Consider the following 21,161-nt stretch of genomic DNA (forward strand, 5'->3'; position numbering starts at 1 on the left):
TTGTTTTTAAATTAAAAACTTGGTTTAACTGTCGGCATCGAACCTGGCCTGACGCGCCTGAATGAGAGTACATTGAGTCTGCTCCACCAGCTCTCCCAGGGTGATACCCGGAGTCTCGCGGATCAGACGTACTAGCTTCACTTCCAACGGCTCCAACTTATCGGCGTGTAGTGCCAGTCCAGCCTCAAGCTTAGTAATAAGATAATGCGCCGCCTCACCCTGGTGCTGCTTAAGGGCCAGAGTGAAAGATTGCACATCCACGGCCCCTCCCGTTAGCTGCCAGTTGCGGGAGCGCCTCACCCGCTTGAGGCTACATGCAAAATCGCCAGCCAGGGTTTGTGCCTGAGTCACCGCTTCTCGGCCAATCCGATGAATCAGCGAGGGTAATGCAATGGCGATCGCTTCATTCATTGCGGCGGTATCCTTAGGTAATTAGGCCGGACTGGTAAATAGGTAGGCCATTTTTCCAGCCCACAGATAAAAACTCAACCTTAAAGCTCAGTAGCTCTATACATCTTGAGCCCACAACCACTATTGCCTACAATAGCGCACGAATTATTCACTAAAGATAACTACTATGACTGACACTAAATCACTACCGGCACTGCCAGATCGTCTATCCGTCAATCCTCGCAGCCCTCACCACGTGGCCGAGATCTTCGAAAATGACATCGGCATTCTCGTAAACGGCAAAGAGCGTTTTAACGTTGAAGAATATTGCATCAGTGAAGGTTGGGTAAAAATCCCGAGTCCTAAGGCGCTAGACCGTCATGGTCAGCCGCTGCTGATGACAGTCAAAGGCACAGTCGAAGCCTTCTACAAGTAAATTGTCGAATGCTCTACAGTGTTGCAAAAAGGAAGCTCAGGCTTCCTTTTTTATCCTTACAGCCCCTAAAAAAGCCCCCAGGTTTCTTTACCCCTTATTAAGATTATTGGCGCACGCCAAATAACTAATTTATATCAGTATCTTAGATTATTCTTCTATACTATATAGCTCACCTATTCGCCATAATTGCTAGTCAACTCTCATTTGTAACCAACAAGCTGCACCCACATCACGCTTCTGTGATCGTCAGATTGCTTTTAGGTTAATTTTGCCGCCTAATATTCATTAGATTTTTCTTATATCTAGGCAAATTAGTCTTAGGCTGGTGTCTATGAACATAACAATAAAAGCTAAACTAATCATATTAGTAGGTGCTTTACTTGTCGCGGTTTCGGGCCTGTTTATCATCAATACCTTTATCATCGCGCAAGAGGTGCTCAAGCAAGAAGAGCTCAACGTCAGCCATGAAGTTGAAGCCCTCGTCAAACAGAACCTCATAGGCCAAGTCGACACCCTCAGCCGATCCGTCAACGACTTTTATCAACAGTCCCGAGAAGAAAACATCAAGCAAGCACTGGGTGAAGAGATTAAGATATTTCGCGATGCCATCAATCGCATGTATGAGAATAATCTCACCGACGATGCCGCCATGCTGATATACACCTTTCTCAATGAATATCGCTGGGGCAATGGTCGCTACCTGTTTGCCTACGACGCCGATACCATGGCAAATGAAGCTTCAGGCATGGGCGGTGTGTCTATGGGTAGCAGCCGAGATGCCCTGGATGAAAAGGGTAACTACTACGCACGTGACATAGTCGCGGCGGCAAAGGCCAACCCTATAGGCTTTACCAGCTACTTCTTCTCCAATCCTTCAACGGGTGAAGTGGAAGAGAAGCTGTCAGCTTCTTTCTACTTTGAGCCGCTTAATCTGGTGATCGCCACCGGCGAGTACATCAGTACCTTGAGGCAAGATAAACTCAACAGCGCACTGCAAACCGTATTAGCGGCTAAGTTCGGTGAAGACGGTCACTTCTGGGTACAAGACCGCAACGGCAAAATTTTGGCCCACTCCCAGCAAGCCCTGATAGGTCAAATCACGCCAAACGCCACCAAGGCAAAGCAGGCTTTAGGCCATCAAGCCGACGCCTTCGTCACTCTCCCCGTATTAGACCCAGTCACTCAAACCCGGCAAGCTCAGATAGCCTACGTCAGACAGATCCTGCCAGAATGGGGCTGGGTAATAGGCACTGGCACCTATGAATCCAACATCAGCGCCATCGAGCAGGGACTCACCGACAGTACCAAGGCGATATTTAACAGCAAGATCTACCGCAGCATCGCCATTGCCAGCGTGCTCATTATCGTCGCCCTGGCCTTCTGCGTATTTCTGCTCAATAAGATCATTGCCGATATGGTGATGCTGAAAAACCGTATCGATACCCTGTCAACAGGCGATGCCGATCTCACCTCTCGCCTCGCCATCACCAGCAAGGATGAGCTGGCGGCGATAGGCCATTCAATCAATAACTTTATCGGCTATCTGCAAGCCATGATGCTGGAGATCTCAAGCGCCTCACAAAAGATCACCCAAGAGATCAGCCAGCTCGACAGCCACTCGGAAAATAATCGCCAGGCGCTGACCAATCATAGAAGTGAAACCGAACTGGTGGTCACTGCCATCAGTCAGATGAACGCCTCGGCAAATGCGGTGGCTCAGAGCGCCGTTAACATGGCGACCAGTACCCAGCAGGCCAACGAAGAAGCCAAGACCTCAAGGATCACAGTGACCGATGCCGCTGGCAGTGTGCAAGCCCTGGTAGAGGAGATGAACTCAGCCACCCAGAGTATTCATACCATGAGCGACAATACCAACCAGATCATCTCTGTGTTGGGCGTGATTAAGGAGATCGCCGACCAAACCAATCTGCTCGCGCTAAACGCCGCCATCGAAGCGGCACGGGCTGGCGAACAGGGACGGGGCTTTGCCGTGGTGGCTGACGAGGTGCGCTCGCTCGCCTCGCGCACTCAATCCTGCACCACACAGATAGAGCAGATACTCTCAACCTTAAGGCATGATGCCGACACCGCCGAGCAGGTGATGCTCGAAACCAAGAATAGCTGCCATAAGGTCACGCAAAATACCGCCCGGGTCACCTCAAACCTAGGCGAGGTCACCCGCTCTATCGCCGAAATAAACGACTTGGGCAGCCAGATAGCTAGCGCCTCTGAAGAGCAAAGTGTGGTAACCGCCGAGATAAGCCAAAACATGCATACCATAGAGGCGATGGCACAGGCTCTACTGCAAAATGGCCAATATACCCTCGAAAGCACTCAAAGCCTATCGAGCGCCAATCAACAACTCAGCGCCATGGTGAGCAAATTTAAGTTAGCCTAGTCCATTATTAGCCTAGTCAGTCAAGCGCCTTGTAAAAGGCGCCCTGCCTCACTGTCGCCACTAGGCGACTTGAAACCTTACTCGGTAAAATCATTGATGTGACGCATATCTTTACACCTAATGCTCTGCTAAATTAAGTTATCAAAGTGTAAAAAACCTCTTTAACTCCTAGTTTCATTCATTTGAGGGGCTAACGTGACTCGGTTACTCATAGCATTCATCTCATTGACCTTATTGGTCATCTCACCTGTTAGCGCCAAAGACCTTAAATTTGCTGTGGCTAAGTTTTATGGTGCTTTCTTCGATCAGAGTGGCCTGGGCTGTCAAGATGCCGCCAGCCAACTGACAGGCGTGGAGTGCATCTATCTGGGGCCTGAGATCTCCAGCGTGCGCCTGCAAGATAAAGTGATAGAAGATCTGATCGAACAAGGAATTGACGGTATCGCCGTTGCCATCACCCAGTCTAAATTTCTCGCCGAAAACAGCCTCAGAAAAGCCAAGGCCGCAGGCATTCCGGTGATCACCTACGACTCAGATTTCGACGGCCCAACCTTAGCCGAACACCAAGACTTGCGCCGCGCCTATATAGGGACAGATAACTTTGCCTTTGGCGTCGCACTGGGCGAGCAACTTAAAAAACTCAGGCCCAATGGCGGTTCTCTAATTATCCAAACCGGCCGCCCTGACTCGCCGAATCTGAATCTCAGGATCATGGGCGTTCGCAGCGCACTATCAGGCAAGACCTATTTAAATCCTCCAGGCGAGCGGCTGCATAACGACAACGGTTGGACCGAGATTAGAGAGCCCTTTTCCAACTTCGATCAGCTTAATCAGGCGGTGAAACAGATGGAGTCGGTCATGAAAGGCAAACCCATCAAGGCCGACTCCTTTATCGCCGTGGGTGGCTGGCCACAAAATGATGAAGCCCTCTATCGAAAGATGATAACGCCCTATAAGGAGAAGCTAGATAGCAAAGAAGTCGTCGTGATTATCTCTGATGCGGCCCCGCCACAGATTTCGATGTTACAAGACCATCTAGCTCATACCAATATTGGCCAAAGCCCCTATGAGATGGGCAGACAGGCCATCTTTACTCTGCATAAAATCGTCAGTGACCAAGCCTTTGAGCAGGTTGTCTACACCCCCATCAAGCTTTGCACGCCACAAAACGCCGATACCTGCACCAAAGCCAGTAGCGAATGAGGCCACAGCAATAAGCCGCCACTAACATCAGTCTGGGGGAAAGCTCATAAAGAGTTATTACCTGCTCCCCTGATTAGATGCTGACCGTCCACTGCCTCGCAAACTTGAAGACAAATAAGATTAGCGAAAATACTCATTCCACCAGACTTTGCTTTGTGTTGCGCGCCGCTTGATTTATCATTGTTCACCACAGAAAATGGTTTCTGGTTAAGCCAATATATTCAGCCATATAGAATAGGGACGCTAAGTAGATGATGAGCAAATGGGCGATACGTTTTTTGCAAATGGCCGAACTGGTAGCCTCATGGAGTAAAGATCCCTCCACCCAAGTAGGCGCCGTGATCACTGAAAACAACCGCATTGTCTCACTGGGATTCAACGGCTACCCACACGGGATCTCAGACAGTGCCGAGACAGACAACCGCGAGATGAAACTACTCAAGACCCTGCACGCCGAAGAGAACGCCATTCTCTACGCCAAGCGGGATCTCAGCAGCTGCGAGATCTGGGTAACCCACTTTCCTTGCCCCAACTGCGCCGCCAAGATCATTCAAACAGGGCTAAAGGTAGTACATAGCCCACAACCCAGCGATGACTTCCTCTCCCGCTGGGGCGATAAGATAAAGGTCAGCGAAGATATGTTCGAGCAGGCAGGCGTCGAAGTCGATTGGATGCAGGTGGGATAAGCTAGCCAAAGCAGCTTTGGGGCAGAGCTTGAGATTAATAAGCTAACTCTGCCCTTTCTCACTCTTTAACCTCTTCCAAAGTATTCCCTGAATACCTACCAGAATCCGCCACCGTTTCTCTCACTTTCAAAATGCTTCTGGCGCAGATACCCAACCGAGACCTCGTGCCACTTAATTCCTATCGAGCTTAGGCCGTCACAGATCTCCTCAATGCGCGTATCCAGATAGATATCCATGGTCAACTCATCCAGGTACTTAGGATTGCCAAGGTCTACCTCTTGCATCGGATGCACCACCATAAAAAACTCTGTGCCCGAATACCTCAGGTGGTCAAAGTAATTATGAATAATGGTCTCGACTTTCTTCATGTCATCGACCTGCATGGCAAAATAGACATCGAGTTCTTGAGCGCGGCCAGTCGTATCCAAGTCACGAGCACGGCGAATAGGGTCTATGCTGAGTCCAATCTTAATCTGATTGAGGTTTTCGGGCTCACGCATCACATAGATAAACCCAGGCCCATGGGGATCATTAGTATTGGAAAATCGCATATAGCCTCTACTTCCGTGATAAATCGATCTTATTCTTCACGAGTCTATCTCAGAGTCGCCAGCGATGAAGATAGCGCCCTCACAGAATACACAACCAGATTACAGGGTAGCTTCTACCAAAAGGGAGCTATCAATAAGATTAAATAATCCATCACAATTAGACCAATTAGCAGTTACTTTTTGTACAAGTTAAGGGTATATTATGCGCATATTCATGGGTTTATATCTTTACCCACTGATATACCCTCTCATTTGCTTCAAGGATGAACATGACAGAGTTGGCAGCCAATCTCATATCAATAGCCGTCTTGCTATCGGGTATGTTTGTCGTGATGAGTGTCGCTTGGCTAATTCTAAAACGGCGTGACCTCACCCTAGATTTACCCGTCGATCGCGACCAACTGATCCGCATTCCCGCCTACGGCTTACAGCAACAGATTCAAGATCTACAGATGGATGTTATCGGCGCCTTAGTTATCGCCGTCATGGTTGTTGCCTTTCCTTTCGCCATCGACAGTCTCAGGGCTCATATCATTCAAGAGGATGTCCCCTGGCTATTCATCTTTACCATAGTCATAGGACTGATTTATAGCGGCTACAAAACCTGGAAAGCCTTCACGCAACTAACCAAGCTGCGACTGGGTCATACCGCCGAAATAGCGACAGCCAACGAATTAATAGGATTACAGGCTTTAGGCTATCAGGTCTTCCACGACGTGCAGGCAGAGGGCTTTAATATCGACCACCTCGCCATAGGTAAGAATGGTGTATTTGCCATAGAAACCAAAGGTCGCCACAAGCGCATTAAAGATAAGAAAAACGGCGGCAAAGCCTATGAGGTCACTTACAAAGACAATCGCTTGTGCTTCCCCTCTTGGCAGGAAACCAAGCCGATTGAACAGGCCTCCAGACAAGCGAAGTGGGTAGGCAACTGGCTCACCAAGGCAAGCGGAGTCGAGGTCAATGCCATGCCTGTACTCGTATTTCCCGGCTGGTACGTCACCAATCAATCCAGGCCACCTTTCCCCATCTTGAATCACAAACAGTTGGTGAAAACCTTACCTAAGGTCAACGGCCACAAAGAATACGGGCAATCATTCACCCAGCAAGAGATGGACGCCATCGTCTATCAAGTTGCGCAGAGGTGTTTAAATAATTTAGAGAATTTTTAGCAAACTAACGAATTAAAAGGAAAAGCAGATGAAATTAGTTATTACATATTTAGTTGCAATACTGTTAATAATAGCATCTGCCTTTATAGGTCTGGAACTACTTTATATACCAGAAACATTTGTTATAAGTGAACTAGCTTTCAGGTGTTCACTTATAGCGATGCTAGGTGGTGTTCTATATTGCCTTCGTTCCGTTTATCTGAATCGATGCGTTCATGATCGGTGGAGTAAATCATGGGAGACTTGGTACTACCTAAGACCACTAACAAGTTTCATTTGTGGAATAGTAGCTTATATTTTTTTAAAAGCAGGACTTGTTGTACTAGATGCCTCTCAAAATACAGACGCTGGTAACTTTGGGTATTACGCATTCGCTTTTTTTGCAGGGCTAAACGTTGACAAGTTTGTGGCAAAAATTGAAGAGATTGGAAAGTCATTATTCGGTATTGAAAAATCCAGAAATGGACAGTTTAGTCAATCAGAAAAGGATGAATAGTAATGGAAGATTTTTACGAAATTGATTTTTTAAATGTTGAATCAAAAAAAAGTGGTGATGCAACCTGCATTAGATATCAATCAAATGGCAAAAAGAGAATCCATGTTGTGGATGGTGGATTCCAAGCAACAGGAGAGAAAATTGTAGAGCATATTAATGAATATTACAGTTCCCCTAGCTATATTGACTCCGTAGTAGTAACACATCCTGATGGCGACCACGCTGGAGGATTGAGAACCGTACTAGAAAAGTATGATGTAGGTGAAATCTGGATGTTAAGGCCATGGCTTTATGCAGATGAACTCATCGAGCGATTTAAACGATTTACTTCAGTTGATAATTTAGTTAAAAGACTAAAAGACTTATACCCTAATATTGTAGCACTAGAAGATATCGCAAAAGAAAAAGGAATAGCTATAAGAGAACCTTTCCAGGGAACTACTATTGGAGAGTTTAAAGTTCTAGCACCTTCGAAAGAACGTTATTTGAATTTAATAGTCGAATCGGATAAAACTCCTGAGAAAGTCGAAGATGAATCAAATATATTTAAAGGTATATTCGATAAACTACAAGATGGCGTAGTAGCATTAGAAGAGTTTGTGTCAGCGCTTTGGGGAAATGAAAATTTCTCACCAGAGCCCACCTCTGCTGAAAACGAAATGAGTGTAGTTCAATATGCGAATCTATGTGGTAATAAAATTTTGCTAACTGGAGATGCTGGTAGAAATGCATTATCAGAAGCCGCTGACTATGCTCCAAACATTGATTTAATATTACCTGGAATTGACACATTTCAAGTTCCACATCATGGTTCAAGAAGAAATGTTTCTACAGAATTACTTGATCGTTGGTTAGGAGAAAAGCCATTGTTAAAGCCTAATTCTAATGATACCAATTTTACTGCGGTAATTAGTGCATCAAAAGAAGATGAACATCACCCCAGAAAAGCGGTTGTTAGAGGTATGATCCATAGGAAGGGAAAAGTGATATCTACAGAATCTAATGGTTTATGCACTCAAAGAAATGCACCCCAACGAGAAGGATGGACTGCAGTAACACCATTAGCTTACCCAGAAGAACAGGAAAGTTAACAACAGTCATTGCTTCCGTAGTAAAAACTATAATGAACACTCCCCTACTGGGTATTAAGACCTCTACTTATCTAGCTTAATAGAGGTCTTAATTATTTCACTTTTCGATCTAAGACTTCTCAATATCGATATGGAGTCTTCATCAAAAATTTATCGTAGTCACTTAACAATTTTCAATTTAGAAGATTACCTCATCTCATACCATTTTCAATAAAATAATAAACATGAGTCTTTAAGTAATTCAGAGCTATTACAAACTATTCAACCAATACAATGATAACAATATTCTTAGTGAAATATTTTGACTTATTGGCTTTCCCCCACGACCAATCCGCCTTCAACTTTTACCAAACCTAAATCTGGACATTTAATTGAATCAATTTAGGCATTTATTCTCCCAAATGAACGAACACAGTCCATGCAATTTTAGCTTCATATCTTAAATTTTGTCTAAGATAGCCCTATAAGGCCATTCTCTTGCCCCACCGCATTAGCAACCGCTACCAATCGACTTTTTATCTCTTGTTCTATACCCGTACCGCGCTCAAGCAAGTCATCAACGGCGATGAAGGCGATAGTCATCAGGCGACTGCTCTCATAGTGATAGGCGTAACCGGGTTCGACTATCCAGTTATCTAAGGTTAACTGCTCAGCCTTGTCATCCAGGGTTCTGACCAGGGTAAAGTCGAAGGTTAAAACATGGTCCTCCTTACCATACCAGTCCGCCTTTAGCGCCTGAAAGTTGATCCACATCTCAAGCTTAGACAGTAAGGGCTTAAGTGAACTCGAAAATCTGTCATCGGCCGTGATAGTTATGGGGAATCCTTGCTGCATGGCTCTCTTTACCTCTTGCGTAAGCTTTTCGCTTACTTACCAGTCTGCTTACTTTACCCGCCTGCTTACCCTAAACCTTGGTTGCGGGGATAAACTCATTTATCGATAAGCTTTGATTGTGCTGGTGAACCCGTGCTGATGCAATGGCCAAGCGCTAAACGGTTCTAATACATACACGAGTACATACATCAAAACATTCGCCAGAACAGACACTAGAACCTCAGCTCAAACGAACATTTGCTGGGTACCTGATAGCAAAGCACGCATCTGGCTCACCAAATCTAAGGCTCGTAGTTTCTGTAAATTTCTAGTTTAATCAATGGCCAAATAATTAAAATAACATCGACCCAATTGTCGTAGGAGCCCGCGCTGTTAAGCCCCCATTTTGTGCCGACTAAGCGTAAACACTCATCATCAATGCTATTGATCTGCTTGCTATTAGTGATCTTCTGTCAGTCTCTAGCAACCGGGGCCGCATTAAGCGTGCGCTACGCCAACGAACGCCATGCTTTCGGCGCCACAATAAGTCACTCACACTCCTTTGCCAACCGTCATCATCAAGCTCATCATCAGGCTCATCATCTAAGCCATGATCACACCGATCATCCTGGCGATGACCTTAGAGATGTTGAACAGTTATCCCCCTTTAACGCCGTGGAAAGCATCGCATCGTTGGCCGAGCAAACTGCCGCTCATATTAATAGCTCTGATATCGAAAAACCTGCCACGAAATATGAAGAGCATCAGCACGACCATCACAGCTACATGGCCTCTCATCCACCAACGGAATACAGGGTCGTCAGTGTGCAGCGCCAAGCGCAAACACTCACACCGCTGATACAAGTCTGCCTGACGCGCTGTGATGCGCCGCCAATTCGCCCTCCGCTCTTGGCTGGGTAAAAACACAACAAAACAACTGTATTTTTATCCTAATCGAATTGGGAGTGTAATCATGAATCGTTCAATTGCTGGCGGGTTGACCCTGCTGGTAACCTTCTGTTGCTTGTTTATGTCCACCTCGCTGTTTGCCCATAGCGTGGATGACGGAACACAAGCTTTCTTGTCGACGAATCAAGGCGTATCGATACTGCCTTTTATCTATATCGGCGCAAAACACATGGTCACAGGCTATGACCACCTGCTGTTTCTCGTGGGGGTGATATTCTTCCTATTTAAGGGCAAGGATATCCTGATCTACGTAAGCCTGTTTACCCTTGGGCACAGCATCACCTTGCTGTATGGGGTACTCAACGACATACAGGTCAATGCCTACCTTATCGATGCGATTATCGGCTTTTCCATTGTTTATAAAGGCTTTGATAACCTTGGCGGCTTTCGTCGGCTGTTTGGGTACCAACCCAATACTAAGATTGCCGTCGCGATTTTTGGCTTGTTCCATGGCTTTGGTCTGGCGACCAAGATTCAAGAGTTTCAGCTACCACAGGAAGGATTGGTCAGTAATATTTTGGCTTTTAACCTGGGCGTAGAGATAGGCCAGTTCTTAGCCCTCGGCGTGGTGTTAATCCTGTTTAGCTTTTGGCGTCGCTACCGCACTTACCTCACATTTTCAGTGGCGGCCAACACCCTGTTAATGAGCAGCGGTTTGATGTTAGTCGGATATCAATTAACCGGTTATTTCCAATCATAAATCGGGACAAGGAATTAAATATGAAGCAGTCAAATCATCAAGCACATGAACATATCCCAGTGCACAGCAACAAAACTCTTATCAAAGCCAGCCTGGCGGCAACCCTTATCGCAGCCGTTGTACTGGTGCTGTTTATCTTACCGGCGGAATATGATGTCGACCCAACAGGCTTTGGCCAGGCGGCAGGATTAACTGAGCTGGCGAAATCGAGCCAGGCGCAAGCGGTACAAACAGGCGTCGCAGAACCCAGCCAGATGCAAAATGAAATGCCAACTCAGATGAAAGAGGCCGAATTAGGTTTCATGGGTTCTGAGGCGGTAAATAAGTCAATCGTCGAACAGATAAAGGCGGCGCGCCAAACCCCTGGGGTGAGAAGCGATACGATAGATATCCTTATCCCAGCGGGCAAAGGCTTGGAATACAAGCTACTCATGGATGCCAATATGCACTTGGAATATGAATGGCACACCGATGGTCAACCTCTCTACTTCGATTTTCATGGCGAACCCAAAGGCGATACCACGGGCTATTACGAAAGCTTTTCAATCACCACAGCCAATGAAATGAAAGGCTCTCTCACCACGCCATTTGCCGGTTCTCACGGCTGGTATTGGAAGAACAAGAGCGATATGCCTGTCACCGTCACCCTGACAACCAAAGGCGATTATCGTATTAAGGGCTAACCTTTCAGGCCCCGTCCTTTATCTAGGAGTGGGCCTTTTTTCCTTAATACCGCCATGGCATAAGGTTGCAATCTCTCATCACACCTTGTTGAAATTTAATGGTTAAGTGACTCTTGCAACGCCACTAAACCATGGGGATGGACAGAGTTTGCAAGGGATTCTGAGCTACTACAAACAGTGCTTTGCGCACGACAGCGCCGAAATCAACCTCTACAAGCTACTGCAGCGCGCTGGCGTCAGCCTAATGCCACTGAGCTATGGTCTGTGGAGCCAGCAGCAAGCCCTGTGTATCGACCACATCTGTAAACAGTTCGGCATAGCGCCAACCCAAGAGGTCGCTTGAAGAAAATTCAATTTCCCTCAATTATCTACCAGCGCAAAATGTATACTTTATGATAAATGGAAGATAATTATGCTCAAAGGAAAGAGGCTATTCACTATCATACTAATGCTGCTATGCAGTTCAGCATATGCCTACCCACCCTGTTTTGACGCACCTTGTGTGAGTTACGACAAAGCAACTATTTCGTATCAAATTGACAGTGCACTCCAAGGCGAGCAACAACTCAAAATCACCAGTGAAATAGAAGTAAGCTTTAAAATTGCTCGTTACCGAGGCGATATAACAAACCAGATCATTGCAGCTAAACCATTAGATACAACAATCACTTTAGAATGTGATGATGATAGCGATTGTGAAACAATGGACGGACTCAATCGTCATGCAGGCGAACAACTTGTCGCATACAATAACTATTTATCTGAAAAGCCTTATTTAGATCTTATAGCGGCAAAACATTTAATCTATCAAGCAGGTAAAGAAGCGCTATTTACGACAACGAACTCACTTAGCACTAGTAAAAAAGAGATGATTAGTACTTTAGCGAAAAGCTTCATTCAAAATTTAATTTTACAAGGAGAGCACCCCATCGTTTACGTCAAGCTTATTGGCAAACATGGGTTAACCCTTCATCTTAAACTAGAACTTAAAAACGACTACTGGCAAATAAAAGATACTGTTGAAGAGGGTCTTAAGGATGAGAATAACCAGTTGACGGTTAACTTTAATCAGAATGAATACGAAGCTTACCACCAAAACAGACCTTGGGCTGAGCACTTTCTATTTGATCGAATACGCATGAAGCAATGCGGAACAAGGACAATTACATCAACGGTAGTGGCGCCTGATGGCTCAACCTCTAGAGTAGAAAGAAACGTCACAGTTTGTTGGTATGAGTACCGTTAACAGCCCCAACGCAGATCCCCAAATTAATCATTTCGATTATAAGTAGCATTAAAAAGCGAACCCAAAGGTTCGCTTTTTTCATATCTAGGCTTCAGATGAAGCTAGTCACGCGATAATTGCGTCGCTGACGAAGTACTCTTTGCACAATCAGCTCTGCGGCTGCAAATTGAAGGCTCTAGCGCGCAGTCTACTTGAGTAAATGAGCACTGGAGCCGAGATTTAACAACGCAATAGAGAGTCTAAACAGCCAACAAAAAAGCGAACCACAAGGGTTCGCTTTGTTATATCTAAGCTTCATTTGAAGCTAATTACGGCGATAATTGCGTCGCTGACGAAGCACTCTTTGCACAATCAGCTCCGCGGCGGCAAATCGAAGGCTTTCGCGCGCAGTTGACTTGTGCCAATGAGCACGAAAGCTGAGATTCAACGCCGCAGTAGCGAGTCCAAGTAGCTAACAAAAAAGCGAACCACAAAGGGTTCGCTTTTTATTATGGTCGGTGCCGTATACATCCCAAATGACGTTACTGCCGAAGATAAGACAAGGAAACCTGCTGTTTTCGCCGCGCAGTTGACTCTAGTCAATGAGCAGTGAAAACAACAGGATGACGCCGTATTATCGAGGCCAAGTAGTCATTTACTTGTAATCGTCAATCGGTGCACACGAGCACATTAGATTACGATCGCCGTACACGTCATCGATACGATTCACGGTTGGCCAGAACTTATTAGCCTTAACCGCAGCCGTTGGGAATACGGCAGTTTCACGACTGTATGGACGTGAGTCGAACTCAGGATCCATGATATCGGCCATGGTGTGCGGCGCGTTGTGCAGCGGGTTATTGTCCGCTGGCCACTCACCTGCTTCAACCTTGGCGATCTCGCCGCGAATCGCGACCATGGCTTCGATGAAGCGATCCAGTTCAGCCTTAGACTCAGACTCTGTCGGCTCGATCATCAGGGTACCCGCAACCGGGAAGCTCATGGTCGGTGCGTGGAAACCGTAGTCGTTCAGACGCTTAGCAATGTCCATTTCGGTAACGCCAGAGGCTTCTTTCAGTGGACGCAGGTCGATAATACATTCGTGCGCTACGCGGTCATTACGGCCTGTGTACAGCACAGGGTAATGGGCAGACAGCTTCTTCATCACATAGTTAGCGTTTAGCAATGCCATCTGAGTAGACTGTCTCAGGCCCTGGTAACCCAGTAGCTTGATGTACATCCAGGTGATAGGCAGGATGCTGGCGCTACCATATGGCGCGGCCGATACCGCACCGTTGTTGTCTGACTCACGACCATGCTTAACCACAGCGTGACCAGCAACGAATGGCGCAAGGTGTGCTTTCACGCCGATTGGGCCCATACCTGGTCCGCCGCCACCGTGTGGAATTGCGAAGGTCTTATGCAGGTTAAGGTGCGACACGTCTGCGCCGATTGAACCTGGTGTGGTAAGGCCTACCTGAGCGTTCATGTTGGCACCGTCCAGATACACCTGACCGCCATGCTGATGAATCACTTCACAGATCTCGCTAATGGTCTCTTCGTACACACCGTGAGTCGATGGGTAGGTGACCATGATGCAAGACAGGTTTTCGGCCACTTCGGCAGCCTTAGCCTTAAGATCTTCCATATCCACGTTACCCTGTTTGTCACAGGCGGTAACCACAATCTTCATGCCAGCAAGCTGGGCCGAAGCAGGGTTAGTACCGTGGGCAGACTGAGGGATCAGACAGACATTTCTGTGGCCTTCACCGCGAGACTCGTGGTACTTCTTGATAGCCAGCAAGCCAGCATATTCGCCCGATGCACCCGAGTTAGGCTGCATACACATAGCGTCGTAGCCAGTGATGTCAACCAACCAGTTTGACAGCTCTTCGATAAGCTCTGCGTAACCCTGGGCCTGATCTTGCGGGCAGAAAGGATGCATGTTGCCAAATTCTGGCCAGCTCACAGGCATCATCTCGGTTGCCGCGTTTAGCTTCATGGTGCAAGAACCAAGTGAGATCATCGAGTGGTTCAGTGCTAAATCTTTGTTTTCCAGACGCTTGATGTAACGCATCATCTCAGTTTCGCTGTGATAGCGATTGAAAGTTGGATGCTCAAGGATAGCGTCTTGACGAACTAGCTCGGCTGGAATTGAGTTGCTGCCATTAGCGATGATGTCGGCGTCAATTGCCGCCACATCCAGACCATGGCCTTCGCCCAGAACGATATCAAACAGCTGCGCCACATCTTCACGAGTGGTGGTCTCAGCCATGGCAACACCTAAGATGCCGTCACTGTCGATACGCAGGTTAACTTCACCCGCAATGGCGCGAGCCTGCACGGCGGCGCTATCTGCAACCTTGAAGGAAACGGTATCGAACCAAGTATTGTTTACCAGCTTAACGCCTTTAGCCTTCAAGCCCGCGGCAAAGATATCGGCCAGACGGTGGATACGGTCGGCGATAATCTTCAGGCCTTGTGGGCCATGGAATACGGCGTAGAAAGAGGCCATGTTAGCCAGCAGCACCTGTGCGGTACAGATGTTTGAGTTAGCTTTTTCGCGGCGGATATGCTGCTCACGGGTCTGCATCGCCATACGCAGGGCGCGGTTACCACGAGTGTCTTGTGACACACCGATAATACGGCCTGGTAGTGAACGCTTGTGCTGATCACGGGTCACGAAGAAGGCAGCGTGTGGACCACCAAAGCCCATTGGCACGCCGAAACGCTGGGCGCTACCAAAGACGACGTCGGCGCCCATTGAGCCAGGCGACTTAAGTGATACCAGTGACATGATGTCAGCGGCCACAGTCACGATAGCTTTCTTCTCTTGTAGCGCGGCAAACAGCTCGGTGAAGTCGGTGATTTGACCATAGTGGTTGGTGTATTGGAACAAGGCACCAAACAGCTCATAGTTAACCGCTTCGCTGGCTGGACCAACTACGATTTCGAAACCAAAACACTCGGCGCGGGTCTTTACCACGTCGATAGTCTGTGGGAACACATCGTCGGCGATGAAGAAAATGTTAGCTTTCTTCGCCTTAGAGACACGCTTAGCCAACGCCATGGCTTCGGCAGCTGCTGTGGCTTCATCTAGCAAAGAGGCTGAGGCCAGATCAAGACCGGTAAGATCCATCGACAGCTGTTGGAAGTTCAGGATGGCTTCCAAACGGCCCTGGGCGATCTCAGGCTGGTATGGAGTATACGCTGTGTACCAACCTGGATTTTCGAATACGTTACGCTGAATCACGCTTGGCACGATAGTGCCGTAGTAACCCATGCCGATATAGCTCTTGAACACCTTGTTCTTATCCGCGTACTTACGAATTGCACCAAGGCCTTCGGCTTCGCCACAGGCGCTGCCAACGGCAAGGTCGCGTCCAAGACGAATCGACTCAGGGACTATCTGCTGCGTTAAATCTTCTAAAGATTCTGCACCAACGAAGTTCAGCATCTCTTGCTGTTCTGCGTTGTCCGAGCCGATATGACGACGGATAAATAGTTCGTGCTGCTCTAACTGAGTGAGGGTTTCAGTGGTCATGATTAACCTAGTTCCATTTTTGCCAGTATCCTAGCTGTAGGGGGCTGGTGTTACCGGTCTCGTTGTTTGATGTGGTTCTACTTTTCGTTATGCGGCACAGGCATAATGCTCGGGCTTATAACGAACGAAGCCCCATCTCTTTGCGATATGGGGCTTCGTAGGCATCGACAATTACTCTTCGTCGATAACCGCTTGATAGCCTTCGGCATCAAGCAAATTGTCTAGTTCGCTCAGGTCGCTTGGCGTGATGCGGAAGAACCAGCCATCACCGTAAGCGTCGCTGTTAACCAGCTCAGGAGAATCTTCTAGGGCTTCGTTAACCGCAATAACTTCACCTGAAAGTGGCGCGTAGATGTCTGAAGCGGCTTTTACCGACTCGGCTACCGCACAGTCATCACCAGCGCTAACAGTGTCGCCAACTTCTGGTAGCTCAACGAATACCATGTCTCCTAGAAGTTCTTGGGCGTGCTCACTGATACCAACAGTGTATGAACCGTCTTCTTCTTTGCGGATCCATTCGTGTGAAGAAGCGTATTTCAATTCAGTCGGAATATTGCTCATTATTTTTGTTCCTTGTTCCGTAGTGCTAAATTTTTAAAAACTAAGACTGTATAACCACTCAAGCGCCTGTCATTCGACTGGGTCAGCCGATATTTTAGCAGCTTTGGCCTAAGTTGCTTAGATTGCATAATGCACAGCAACTCAGGCCCGCCATTGCCCTTTCGACAGCCCGGCGGCTAAACAGAGATAACCCTTATCAAACAGTTAGAAGGCCTGCTTACCGTTACGCACGAAGCTAGGTGCGATCACTTTAACAGGGACGCGCTTCTTGCGCATCTCTACTTCTGCGACATCGCCAACAGAATTAGGCACACGCGCCATGGCGATTGAGTAACCTAGTGTTGGTGAGAAGGTACCACTGGTGATAGTGCCTTGCTGTTCAACGCCATTTGCGTCGGTGAAAAATACTGACATGCCGGTGCGCAGTACGCCCTTAGCTTCCATCACCAGACCAACTAGCTTCTCTGTGCCTGCCGCTTTGATAGCGGTCAGCGCTTCACGACCGATAAAGTCACGGTCTTCAGGTTCCCAAGCGATGGTCCAGCCCATGTTAGCCGCCAGCGGGTTAACGCTCTCGTCCATGTCCTGACCATAAAGGTTCATACCGGCTTCTAAACGTAGGGTGTCACGGGCGCCCAGACCACATGGCTTAACGCCAGCGTCTAACAGAGCTTGCCACAGCGCTTCGGCTTCGGCTTCAGGTACGATGATCTCGTAACCGGCTTCGCCTGTGTAACCTGTGGTCGCAATAAAGAGAGAGCCAGACTGCACACCGAAGAAAGGCTTCATGCCTTCTACTGCGGCGTTTTGCTCGTCGGTAAATACCGCTGCGGCTTTCGCCTTAGCGTTAGGACCTTGAACGGCGATCATAGACAGTTCAGGACGCTCAGTGACGGTTACGTCATAGCCTTTAACTTGCTCGGTGATCCAGGCGAGGTCTTTTTCGCGAGTCGCCGAGTTCACTACGATACGGTAATGGGTGTCGCTGAGATAATAGGTGATCAGGTCGTCAATAACGCCTGCATTATGGTCTAACATGCCACCGTAGAGTGCCTTACCCGGCACCTTAAGTTTGGCGACGTCATTAGCCAGCAGTTTACGAAGAAAAGCACAGGCCTCAGCACCCGTAACATCAACTACTGTCATGTGAGACACGTCAAACATACCTGCGTCTTGACGCACTACATGGTGTTCTTCGATTTGAGAGCCGTAGTTTAGCGGCATGTCCCAACCGTGGAAGTCGACCATTTTGGCGTTAGCTTCTAGGTGCTTGTTAAAGAGTACAGTTTTATTAGCCATTATTATCTCTTCTTTTTTTGCCCTTTTCGGGTCTTACCTGGCGGTGCCTCAGTGCTAGGGCGTGATTGATGAAATGGGGCTAAGGCCGAAAGGGTCGGTCAAGCACTCTCTTGTCATCAATAGGCTTAAGCGATGCAGACGGTCATGGTAAACCGCCTCGAACTGACACACCTGAACCTAGGGTACATAGGGCCAGGATGTGATTGCAAAGATGAGTTTTTGCATCAATTGCGTCGAATAAGATGCATCAACAAATTTTGTTTTAAGATACGTGTTTGGTATCAAAATGCGGCGAAATTATACCTTGCGTCACAGTTTTGTATACAAGAGAATTTTCTAATCCGAACCATTTTTCCATTACTTTTTCTCATGTTTCAAATGTAGTTTTGTTACATGAAAATCCGTATATCAAATCAAATGATGTCAACCACTTGTATTTAAAAACAAAATGATAAGGCGCCGCATTCTAGCACGACCTACTTACACAACTCAGGCAAGCGGGTTTTGTTACCCATAGCCTGTTGCATAAACAGTGTTTTCACAGGAGAAAGGTTATCAACCAGGTTAAGGCCCAGATCGCGCAGGGCTTTCTTCACTGGATTGCTGCCTTCGAACAAGCGTTTAAAGCCTTCCATCGCCGCGATCATCTCCAGCGCATCGGCCTTACGCCAACGCTCAAGGGCACGTAAATTGGCATAATCGCCAATATCTTTGCCCTTGGCCTTTAGCTCACTCAGCGTCTCGATAATAGCCGCGGCGTCTAGAAAACCTAAGTTGACACCCTGACCTGCCAGCGGATGTATGGTGTGAGCCGCATCCCCGGCAAGCACCAGGCGATGACGGGCAAAGTGACGGGCATAACGCATCCGTAGCGGGAAGGCCTGCGGTTCACTCTCAAGCTTGCACATGCCCAGCTTACCGTCGAAGGCGGCCGTTAAACTGCGCTCAAACTGCACCTTGTCACCTTCCAAGAGGCTTTGCGCCTTGGCCGGCGGCACCGACCAGACGATAGAGCAGAGATCTTTTTCAAATAGTGGCAGAAACGCCAATGGGCCTTCGCTTAAGAACACCTGTCTGGCGGTGGCGTTGTGGGGCAGCTCGGTGCGAATCGAGGCAACAATGGCGTTATGGCCATAGTCCCAAAAAGTCATGGGGATCTTACATTGCTCGCGCACCCAGGAGTTGGCACCATCAGCGCCAATCACCAGCGCCGCCGACAGGTTGTCGCCATTATCCAGGGTCAACCATGCCTCGCGCTCACCAAAGGCGATCTTTTCCAAACGATGATTTTCCAGGTGAGTGATTTCAGTTAGCTCACTGACTCGGGTCGCCAGCGCATGGCTGATGTTGTCGTTCTCTATGATGCTGCCCAGAGTCTGCTCGCTAATCGAATGGGCATCGAAGCCTATCTTGCCCAAGCTATCCTTATCCCACACCGCCATCTTCTGATAGGGGCCGATGCGGGACTCGTCGATATAAGCCCAGGCTCCCAGATGGGTAAGCAATCGTTGACTGGCCTTGTTGATGGCACTGACACGCAGTCTAGCCTCGCCCGATACGGCATGGGTTTCACCGGCGTCGATCACCACGACCCGCAAGCCTTCCTGCCCAAGGCCGATGGCAGTTGCCAAGCCCACCATGCCTCCGCCGACAATAGCCACGTCATAGGTTTGTGTACTGAACATATAAAGATCCTTTATCGAAACTGGCTGGCAGATTGGGGCGATTTCCACCCCATGGCTTTACGAGCAATAGGCGTCTTAAGCGGCGGGCACCAAGAGAGTAGCCGCAGCCCTAGGTTACGTCCGGCTACCAGAGGCCAATACTGATTAGAGAAACCGCGCACTAAGAATTCGACATTAGCTATGGTGGCGTCGCGATCTTGCTGACGGCGACTCAGATATTCATGGGTTAGCTTGGCACCACCAACATCCTCGCCCTGTTCGAGCGCCTCGCCGATCACCTCGAGCAAGCAGACAAGATCCCTCAGCCCCAGGTTAAAGCCCTGACCTGCGATGGGATGCAGTGTCTGCGCCGCGTTGCCGATAAATACGGTGCGCTGATAAATAGGGCGCGCCATGTAAGACAGCTTGAGTGGATAGGCATAGCGCTCGCCCACGTCGATAAATCGACCGGCTCGATAACCAAAGGCATCTTGCAGCGCATCTAAAAACGCGCTCTTTTCCGCTCCTAGCATTAGCTCGGCATGTTCGGGTGCCAAGGCCCACACCAAGGAGACGCGGGACTGTCCATCCACATTAGCCATAGGCAAGATAGCCAACGGACCACTGTCGGTGAAGCGCTCATAGGCCCATTCTTGATGTGGCTTATCGGTGAGCACATTGGCCACCACCGCGACCTGCTCGAAATCCACCTGTTCAAGCGGCTGCTTAAAATCTTGTCTGATCTTAGAATTCAAACCATCGGCGGCCACGACCAGCTTGGCGCTGATGGCAGTGCCATCGTCTAGTGTCAATTGCTGAGCGTCTACTCCGGCGACGATACTGGCCACCTTAGCGGGACAGAACAGGCTGACATCCTGTTGCTCCAGCAGGCTAAACAGTTTGGCACCGACCCGCTCAAGCTCCACCACCTGGCCCAGATACGGCAGATGAAAGTCACTGGCGTTAAGTGTGGTCATGCCAAAATGGCCACGATCTGAAACATGAATATTTTCTATCGCCGTGCCCAGATGGGACAATTTAGGCCAGATACCTAGACGTTCGAGTTCGAATATGGAGCCCTGAGCGATAGCGATAGAGCGGGCATCGAAGCCGGGATGGCCATCACCTGGGCGATTGGCTTCAATAAGCGCAATACGCAGCGGTCGTTGCTGAACCTGTGCCAGGTTAGCCAGCCCAAGTGCCAAGGTGGCACCGGCCATGGCACCGCCAACGATGGCAATATCAAATGCGTTATTAGGGGTAGACGAAGTGGTCATTCA

20 protein-coding genes are annotated in these 21,161 nt (G+C 48.2%); 12 read left to right on the forward strand and 8 right to left on the reverse strand.

The window, feature by feature from the left end; genetic code table 11:
* Window positions 1-24: 24 nt before the first annotated feature.
* A complete protein-coding gene (locus NY07_RS12495; RefSeq protein WP_033539690.1) occupies window positions 25-411 on the reverse strand; it encodes a ribosome recycling factor family protein in 387 nt (128 codons plus the stop codon).
* A gap of 166 nt (window positions 412-577) precedes the next feature.
* Here NY07_RS12495 and NY07_RS12500 point away from each other — a divergent pair, with 166 nt between their 5' ends.
* The 4 genes from NY07_RS12500 (at window position 578) to NY07_RS12515 (ending at window position 5,113) form a co-directional block, all read left to right on the forward strand.
* A complete protein-coding gene (locus tag NY07_RS12500; protein ID WP_033539691.1) occupies window positions 578-826 on the forward strand; it encodes a DUF3297 family protein in 249 nt (82 codons plus the stop codon).
* Window positions 827-1,157: 331 nt separating this feature from the next.
* Entirely contained in the window at window positions 1,158-3,224 is a 2,067-nt protein-coding gene (locus NY07_RS12505) for a methyl-accepting chemotaxis protein (protein WP_033539692.1), read from the forward strand.
* A gap of 195 nt (window positions 3,225-3,419) precedes the next feature.
* Entirely contained in the window at window positions 3,420-4,427 is a 1,008-nt protein-coding gene (locus tag NY07_RS12510) for a substrate-binding domain-containing protein (protein ID WP_033539693.1), read from the forward strand.
* A gap of 251 nt (window positions 4,428-4,678) precedes the next feature.
* Window positions 4,679-5,113: a dCMP deaminase family protein gene (locus NY07_RS12515; RefSeq protein ID WP_033539694.1), complete on the forward strand. Its 435-nt coding sequence runs from the start codon at window positions 4,679-4,681 to the stop codon at window positions 5,111-5,113.
* 95 nt (window positions 5,114-5,208) lie between these two features.
* Here NY07_RS12515 and NY07_RS19030 read toward each other — a convergent pair whose 3' ends face one another.
* On the reverse strand, window positions 5,209-5,664 hold the full coding sequence (locus NY07_RS19030; protein WP_052125664.1) for a GIY-YIG nuclease family protein: 456 nt from the start codon (window positions 5,662-5,664) through the stop codon (window positions 5,209-5,211).
* Between the two features lie 269 nt (window positions 5,665-5,933).
* Between NY07_RS19030 and NY07_RS12525 the strand changes: the two genes are divergently transcribed.
* From NY07_RS12525 to NY07_RS12535, 3 genes are read left to right on the forward strand one after another with little or no spacing between them, the layout of a single operon-like run.
* On the forward strand, window positions 5,934-6,836 hold the full coding sequence (locus tag NY07_RS12525; RefSeq protein WP_033539695.1) for a nuclease-related domain-containing protein: 903 nt from the start codon (window positions 5,934-5,936) through the stop codon (window positions 6,834-6,836).
* Window positions 6,837-6,864: 28 nt separating this feature from the next.
* Entirely contained in the window at window positions 6,865-7,332 is a 468-nt protein-coding gene (locus NY07_RS12530; RefSeq protein ID WP_033539696.1) for a hypothetical protein, read from the forward strand.
* Between the two features lie 2 nt (window positions 7,333-7,334).
* Window positions 7,335-8,423: a ComEC/Rec2 family competence protein gene (locus NY07_RS12535; protein ID WP_033539697.1), complete on the forward strand. Its 1,089-nt coding sequence runs from the start codon at window positions 7,335-7,337 to the stop codon at window positions 8,421-8,423.
* A 450-nt stretch (window positions 8,424-8,873) separates the two neighbouring features.
* On the opposite strand, the gene NY07_RS12540 is transcribed toward NY07_RS12535, so the two are convergent.
* On the reverse strand, window positions 8,874-9,257 hold the full coding sequence (locus NY07_RS12540; RefSeq protein WP_033539698.1) for a hypothetical protein: 384 nt from the start codon (window positions 9,255-9,257) through the stop codon (window positions 8,874-8,876).
* 417 nt (window positions 9,258-9,674) lie between these two features.
* On the opposite strand from NY07_RS12540, the gene NY07_RS12545 reads away from it, so the two are divergent.
* The 5 genes from NY07_RS12545 (at window position 9,675) to NY07_RS12565 (ending at window position 12,834) form a co-directional block, all read left to right on the forward strand.
* Complete coding sequence (locus NY07_RS12545; protein WP_033539699.1) at window positions 9,675-10,157, forward strand: hypothetical protein; 483 nt, start codon at window positions 9,675-9,677, stop codon at window positions 10,155-10,157.
* A gap of 52 nt (window positions 10,158-10,209) precedes the next feature.
* Window positions 10,210-10,905 carry a HupE/UreJ family protein gene (locus NY07_RS12550; RefSeq protein WP_033539700.1) on the forward strand — a complete coding sequence of 232 codons (696 nt, stop codon included), beginning with the start codon at window positions 10,210-10,212 and terminating at the stop codon, window positions 10,903-10,905.
* 20 nt (window positions 10,906-10,925) lie between these two features.
* A complete protein-coding gene (locus NY07_RS12555) occupies window positions 10,926-11,588 on the forward strand; it encodes a hypothetical protein (protein ID WP_033539701.1) in 663 nt (220 codons plus the stop codon).
* Between the two features lie 148 nt (window positions 11,589-11,736).
* Complete coding sequence (locus NY07_RS19625) at window positions 11,737-11,931, forward strand: hypothetical protein (RefSeq protein ID WP_033539702.1); 195 nt, start codon at window positions 11,737-11,739, stop codon at window positions 11,929-11,931.
* 69 nt (window positions 11,932-12,000) lie between these two features.
* Window positions 12,001-12,834 (forward strand): hypothetical protein, encoded by an 834-nt coding sequence (locus NY07_RS12565; protein WP_033539703.1) that lies wholly within the window; start codon window positions 12,001-12,003, stop codon window positions 12,832-12,834.
* 634 nt (window positions 12,835-13,468) lie between these two features.
* Here NY07_RS12565 and gcvP read toward each other — a convergent pair.
* The 5 genes from gcvP to ubiH form a co-directional block, all read right to left on the reverse strand.
* Window positions 13,469-16,357, reverse strand: a complete 2,889-nt coding sequence (gene gcvP / locus NY07_RS12570) for an aminomethyl-transferring glycine dehydrogenase (protein ID WP_033539704.1) — start codon at window positions 16,355-16,357, stop codon at window positions 13,469-13,471.
* A 171-nt stretch (window positions 16,358-16,528) separates the two neighbouring features.
* On the reverse strand, window positions 16,529-16,918 hold the full coding sequence (gcvH, locus tag NY07_RS12575) for a glycine cleavage system protein GcvH (protein ID WP_033539705.1): 390 nt from the start codon (window positions 16,916-16,918) through the stop codon (window positions 16,529-16,531).
* Between the two features lie 204 nt (window positions 16,919-17,122).
* Window positions 17,123-18,217, reverse strand: a complete 1,095-nt coding sequence (gene gcvT / locus NY07_RS12580; protein WP_033539706.1) for a glycine cleavage system aminomethyltransferase GcvT — start codon at window positions 18,215-18,217, stop codon at window positions 17,123-17,125.
* Between the two features lie 476 nt (window positions 18,218-18,693).
* Window positions 18,694-19,902 (reverse strand): FAD-dependent oxidoreductase, encoded by a 1,209-nt coding sequence (locus NY07_RS12590; RefSeq protein WP_033539708.1) that lies wholly within the window; start codon window positions 19,900-19,902, stop codon window positions 18,694-18,696.
* 11 nt (window positions 19,903-19,913) lie between these two features.
* On the reverse strand, window positions 19,914-21,158 hold the full coding sequence (gene ubiH, locus NY07_RS12595; protein WP_033539709.1) for a 2-octaprenyl-6-methoxyphenyl hydroxylase: 1,245 nt from the start codon (window positions 21,156-21,158) through the stop codon (window positions 19,914-19,916).
* Window positions 21,159-21,161: the final 3 nt, after the last annotated feature.

It is taken from the genome of Shewanella sp. ECSMB14101, assembly GCF_000773485.1.
Taxonomy (GTDB): domain Bacteria; phylum Pseudomonadota; class Gammaproteobacteria; order Enterobacterales; family Shewanellaceae; genus Shewanella; species Shewanella marisflavi.

Coding starts and splice junctions, on each gene's coding strand:
- ubiH (WP_033539709.1), bottom strand. CDS start 21,158: ATGACCACTTCGTCTACCCCTAATAACGCATTTGATATTGCCATCGTT.
- NY07_RS12550 (WP_033539700.1), top strand. CDS start 10,210: ATGAATCGTTCAATTGCTGGCGGGTTGACCCTGCTGGTAACCTTCTGT.
- NY07_RS12535 (WP_033539697.1), top strand. CDS start 7,335: ATGGAAGATTTTTACGAAATTGATTTTTTAAATGTTGAATCAAAAAAA.
- NY07_RS12515 (WP_033539694.1), top strand. CDS start 4,679: ATGATGAGCAAATGGGCGATACGTTTTTTGCAAATGGCCGAACTGGTA.
- NY07_RS12525 (WP_033539695.1), top strand. CDS start 5,934: ATGACAGAGTTGGCAGCCAATCTCATATCAATAGCCGTCTTGCTATCG.
- NY07_RS19030 (WP_052125664.1), bottom strand. CDS start 5,664: ATGCGATTTTCCAATACTAATGATCCCCATGGGCCTGGGTTTATCTAT.
- gcvP (WP_033539704.1), bottom strand. CDS start 16,357: ATGACCACTGAAACCCTCACTCAGTTAGAGCAGCACGAACTATTTATC.
- NY07_RS12540 (WP_033539698.1), bottom strand. CDS start 9,257: ATGCAGCAAGGATTCCCCATAACTATCACGGCCGATGACAGATTTTCG.
- gcvT (WP_033539706.1), bottom strand. CDS start 18,217: ATGGCTAATAAAACTGTACTCTTTAACAAGCACCTAGAAGCTAACGCC.
- NY07_RS12565 (WP_033539703.1), top strand. CDS start 12,001: ATGCTCAAAGGAAAGAGGCTATTCACTATCATACTAATGCTGCTATGC.
- NY07_RS12495 (WP_033539690.1), bottom strand. CDS start 411: ATGAATGAAGCGATCGCCATTGCATTACCCTCGCTGATTCATCGGATT.
- NY07_RS12545 (WP_033539699.1), top strand. CDS start 9,675: ATGCTATTGATCTGCTTGCTATTAGTGATCTTCTGTCAGTCTCTAGCA.
- NY07_RS12555 (WP_033539701.1), top strand. CDS start 10,926: ATGAAGCAGTCAAATCATCAAGCACATGAACATATCCCAGTGCACAGC.
- NY07_RS12590 (WP_033539708.1), bottom strand. CDS start 19,902: ATGTTCAGTACACAAACCTATGACGTGGCTATTGTCGGCGGAGGCATG.
- NY07_RS12500 (WP_033539691.1), top strand. CDS start 578: ATGACTGACACTAAATCACTACCGGCACTGCCAGATCGTCTATCCGTC.
- NY07_RS12505 (WP_033539692.1), top strand. CDS start 1,158: ATGAACATAACAATAAAAGCTAAACTAATCATATTAGTAGGTGCTTTA.
- NY07_RS12530 (WP_033539696.1), top strand. CDS start 6,865: ATGAAATTAGTTATTACATATTTAGTTGCAATACTGTTAATAATAGCA.
- gcvH (WP_033539705.1), bottom strand. CDS start 16,918: ATGAGCAATATTCCGACTGAATTGAAATACGCTTCTTCACACGAATGG.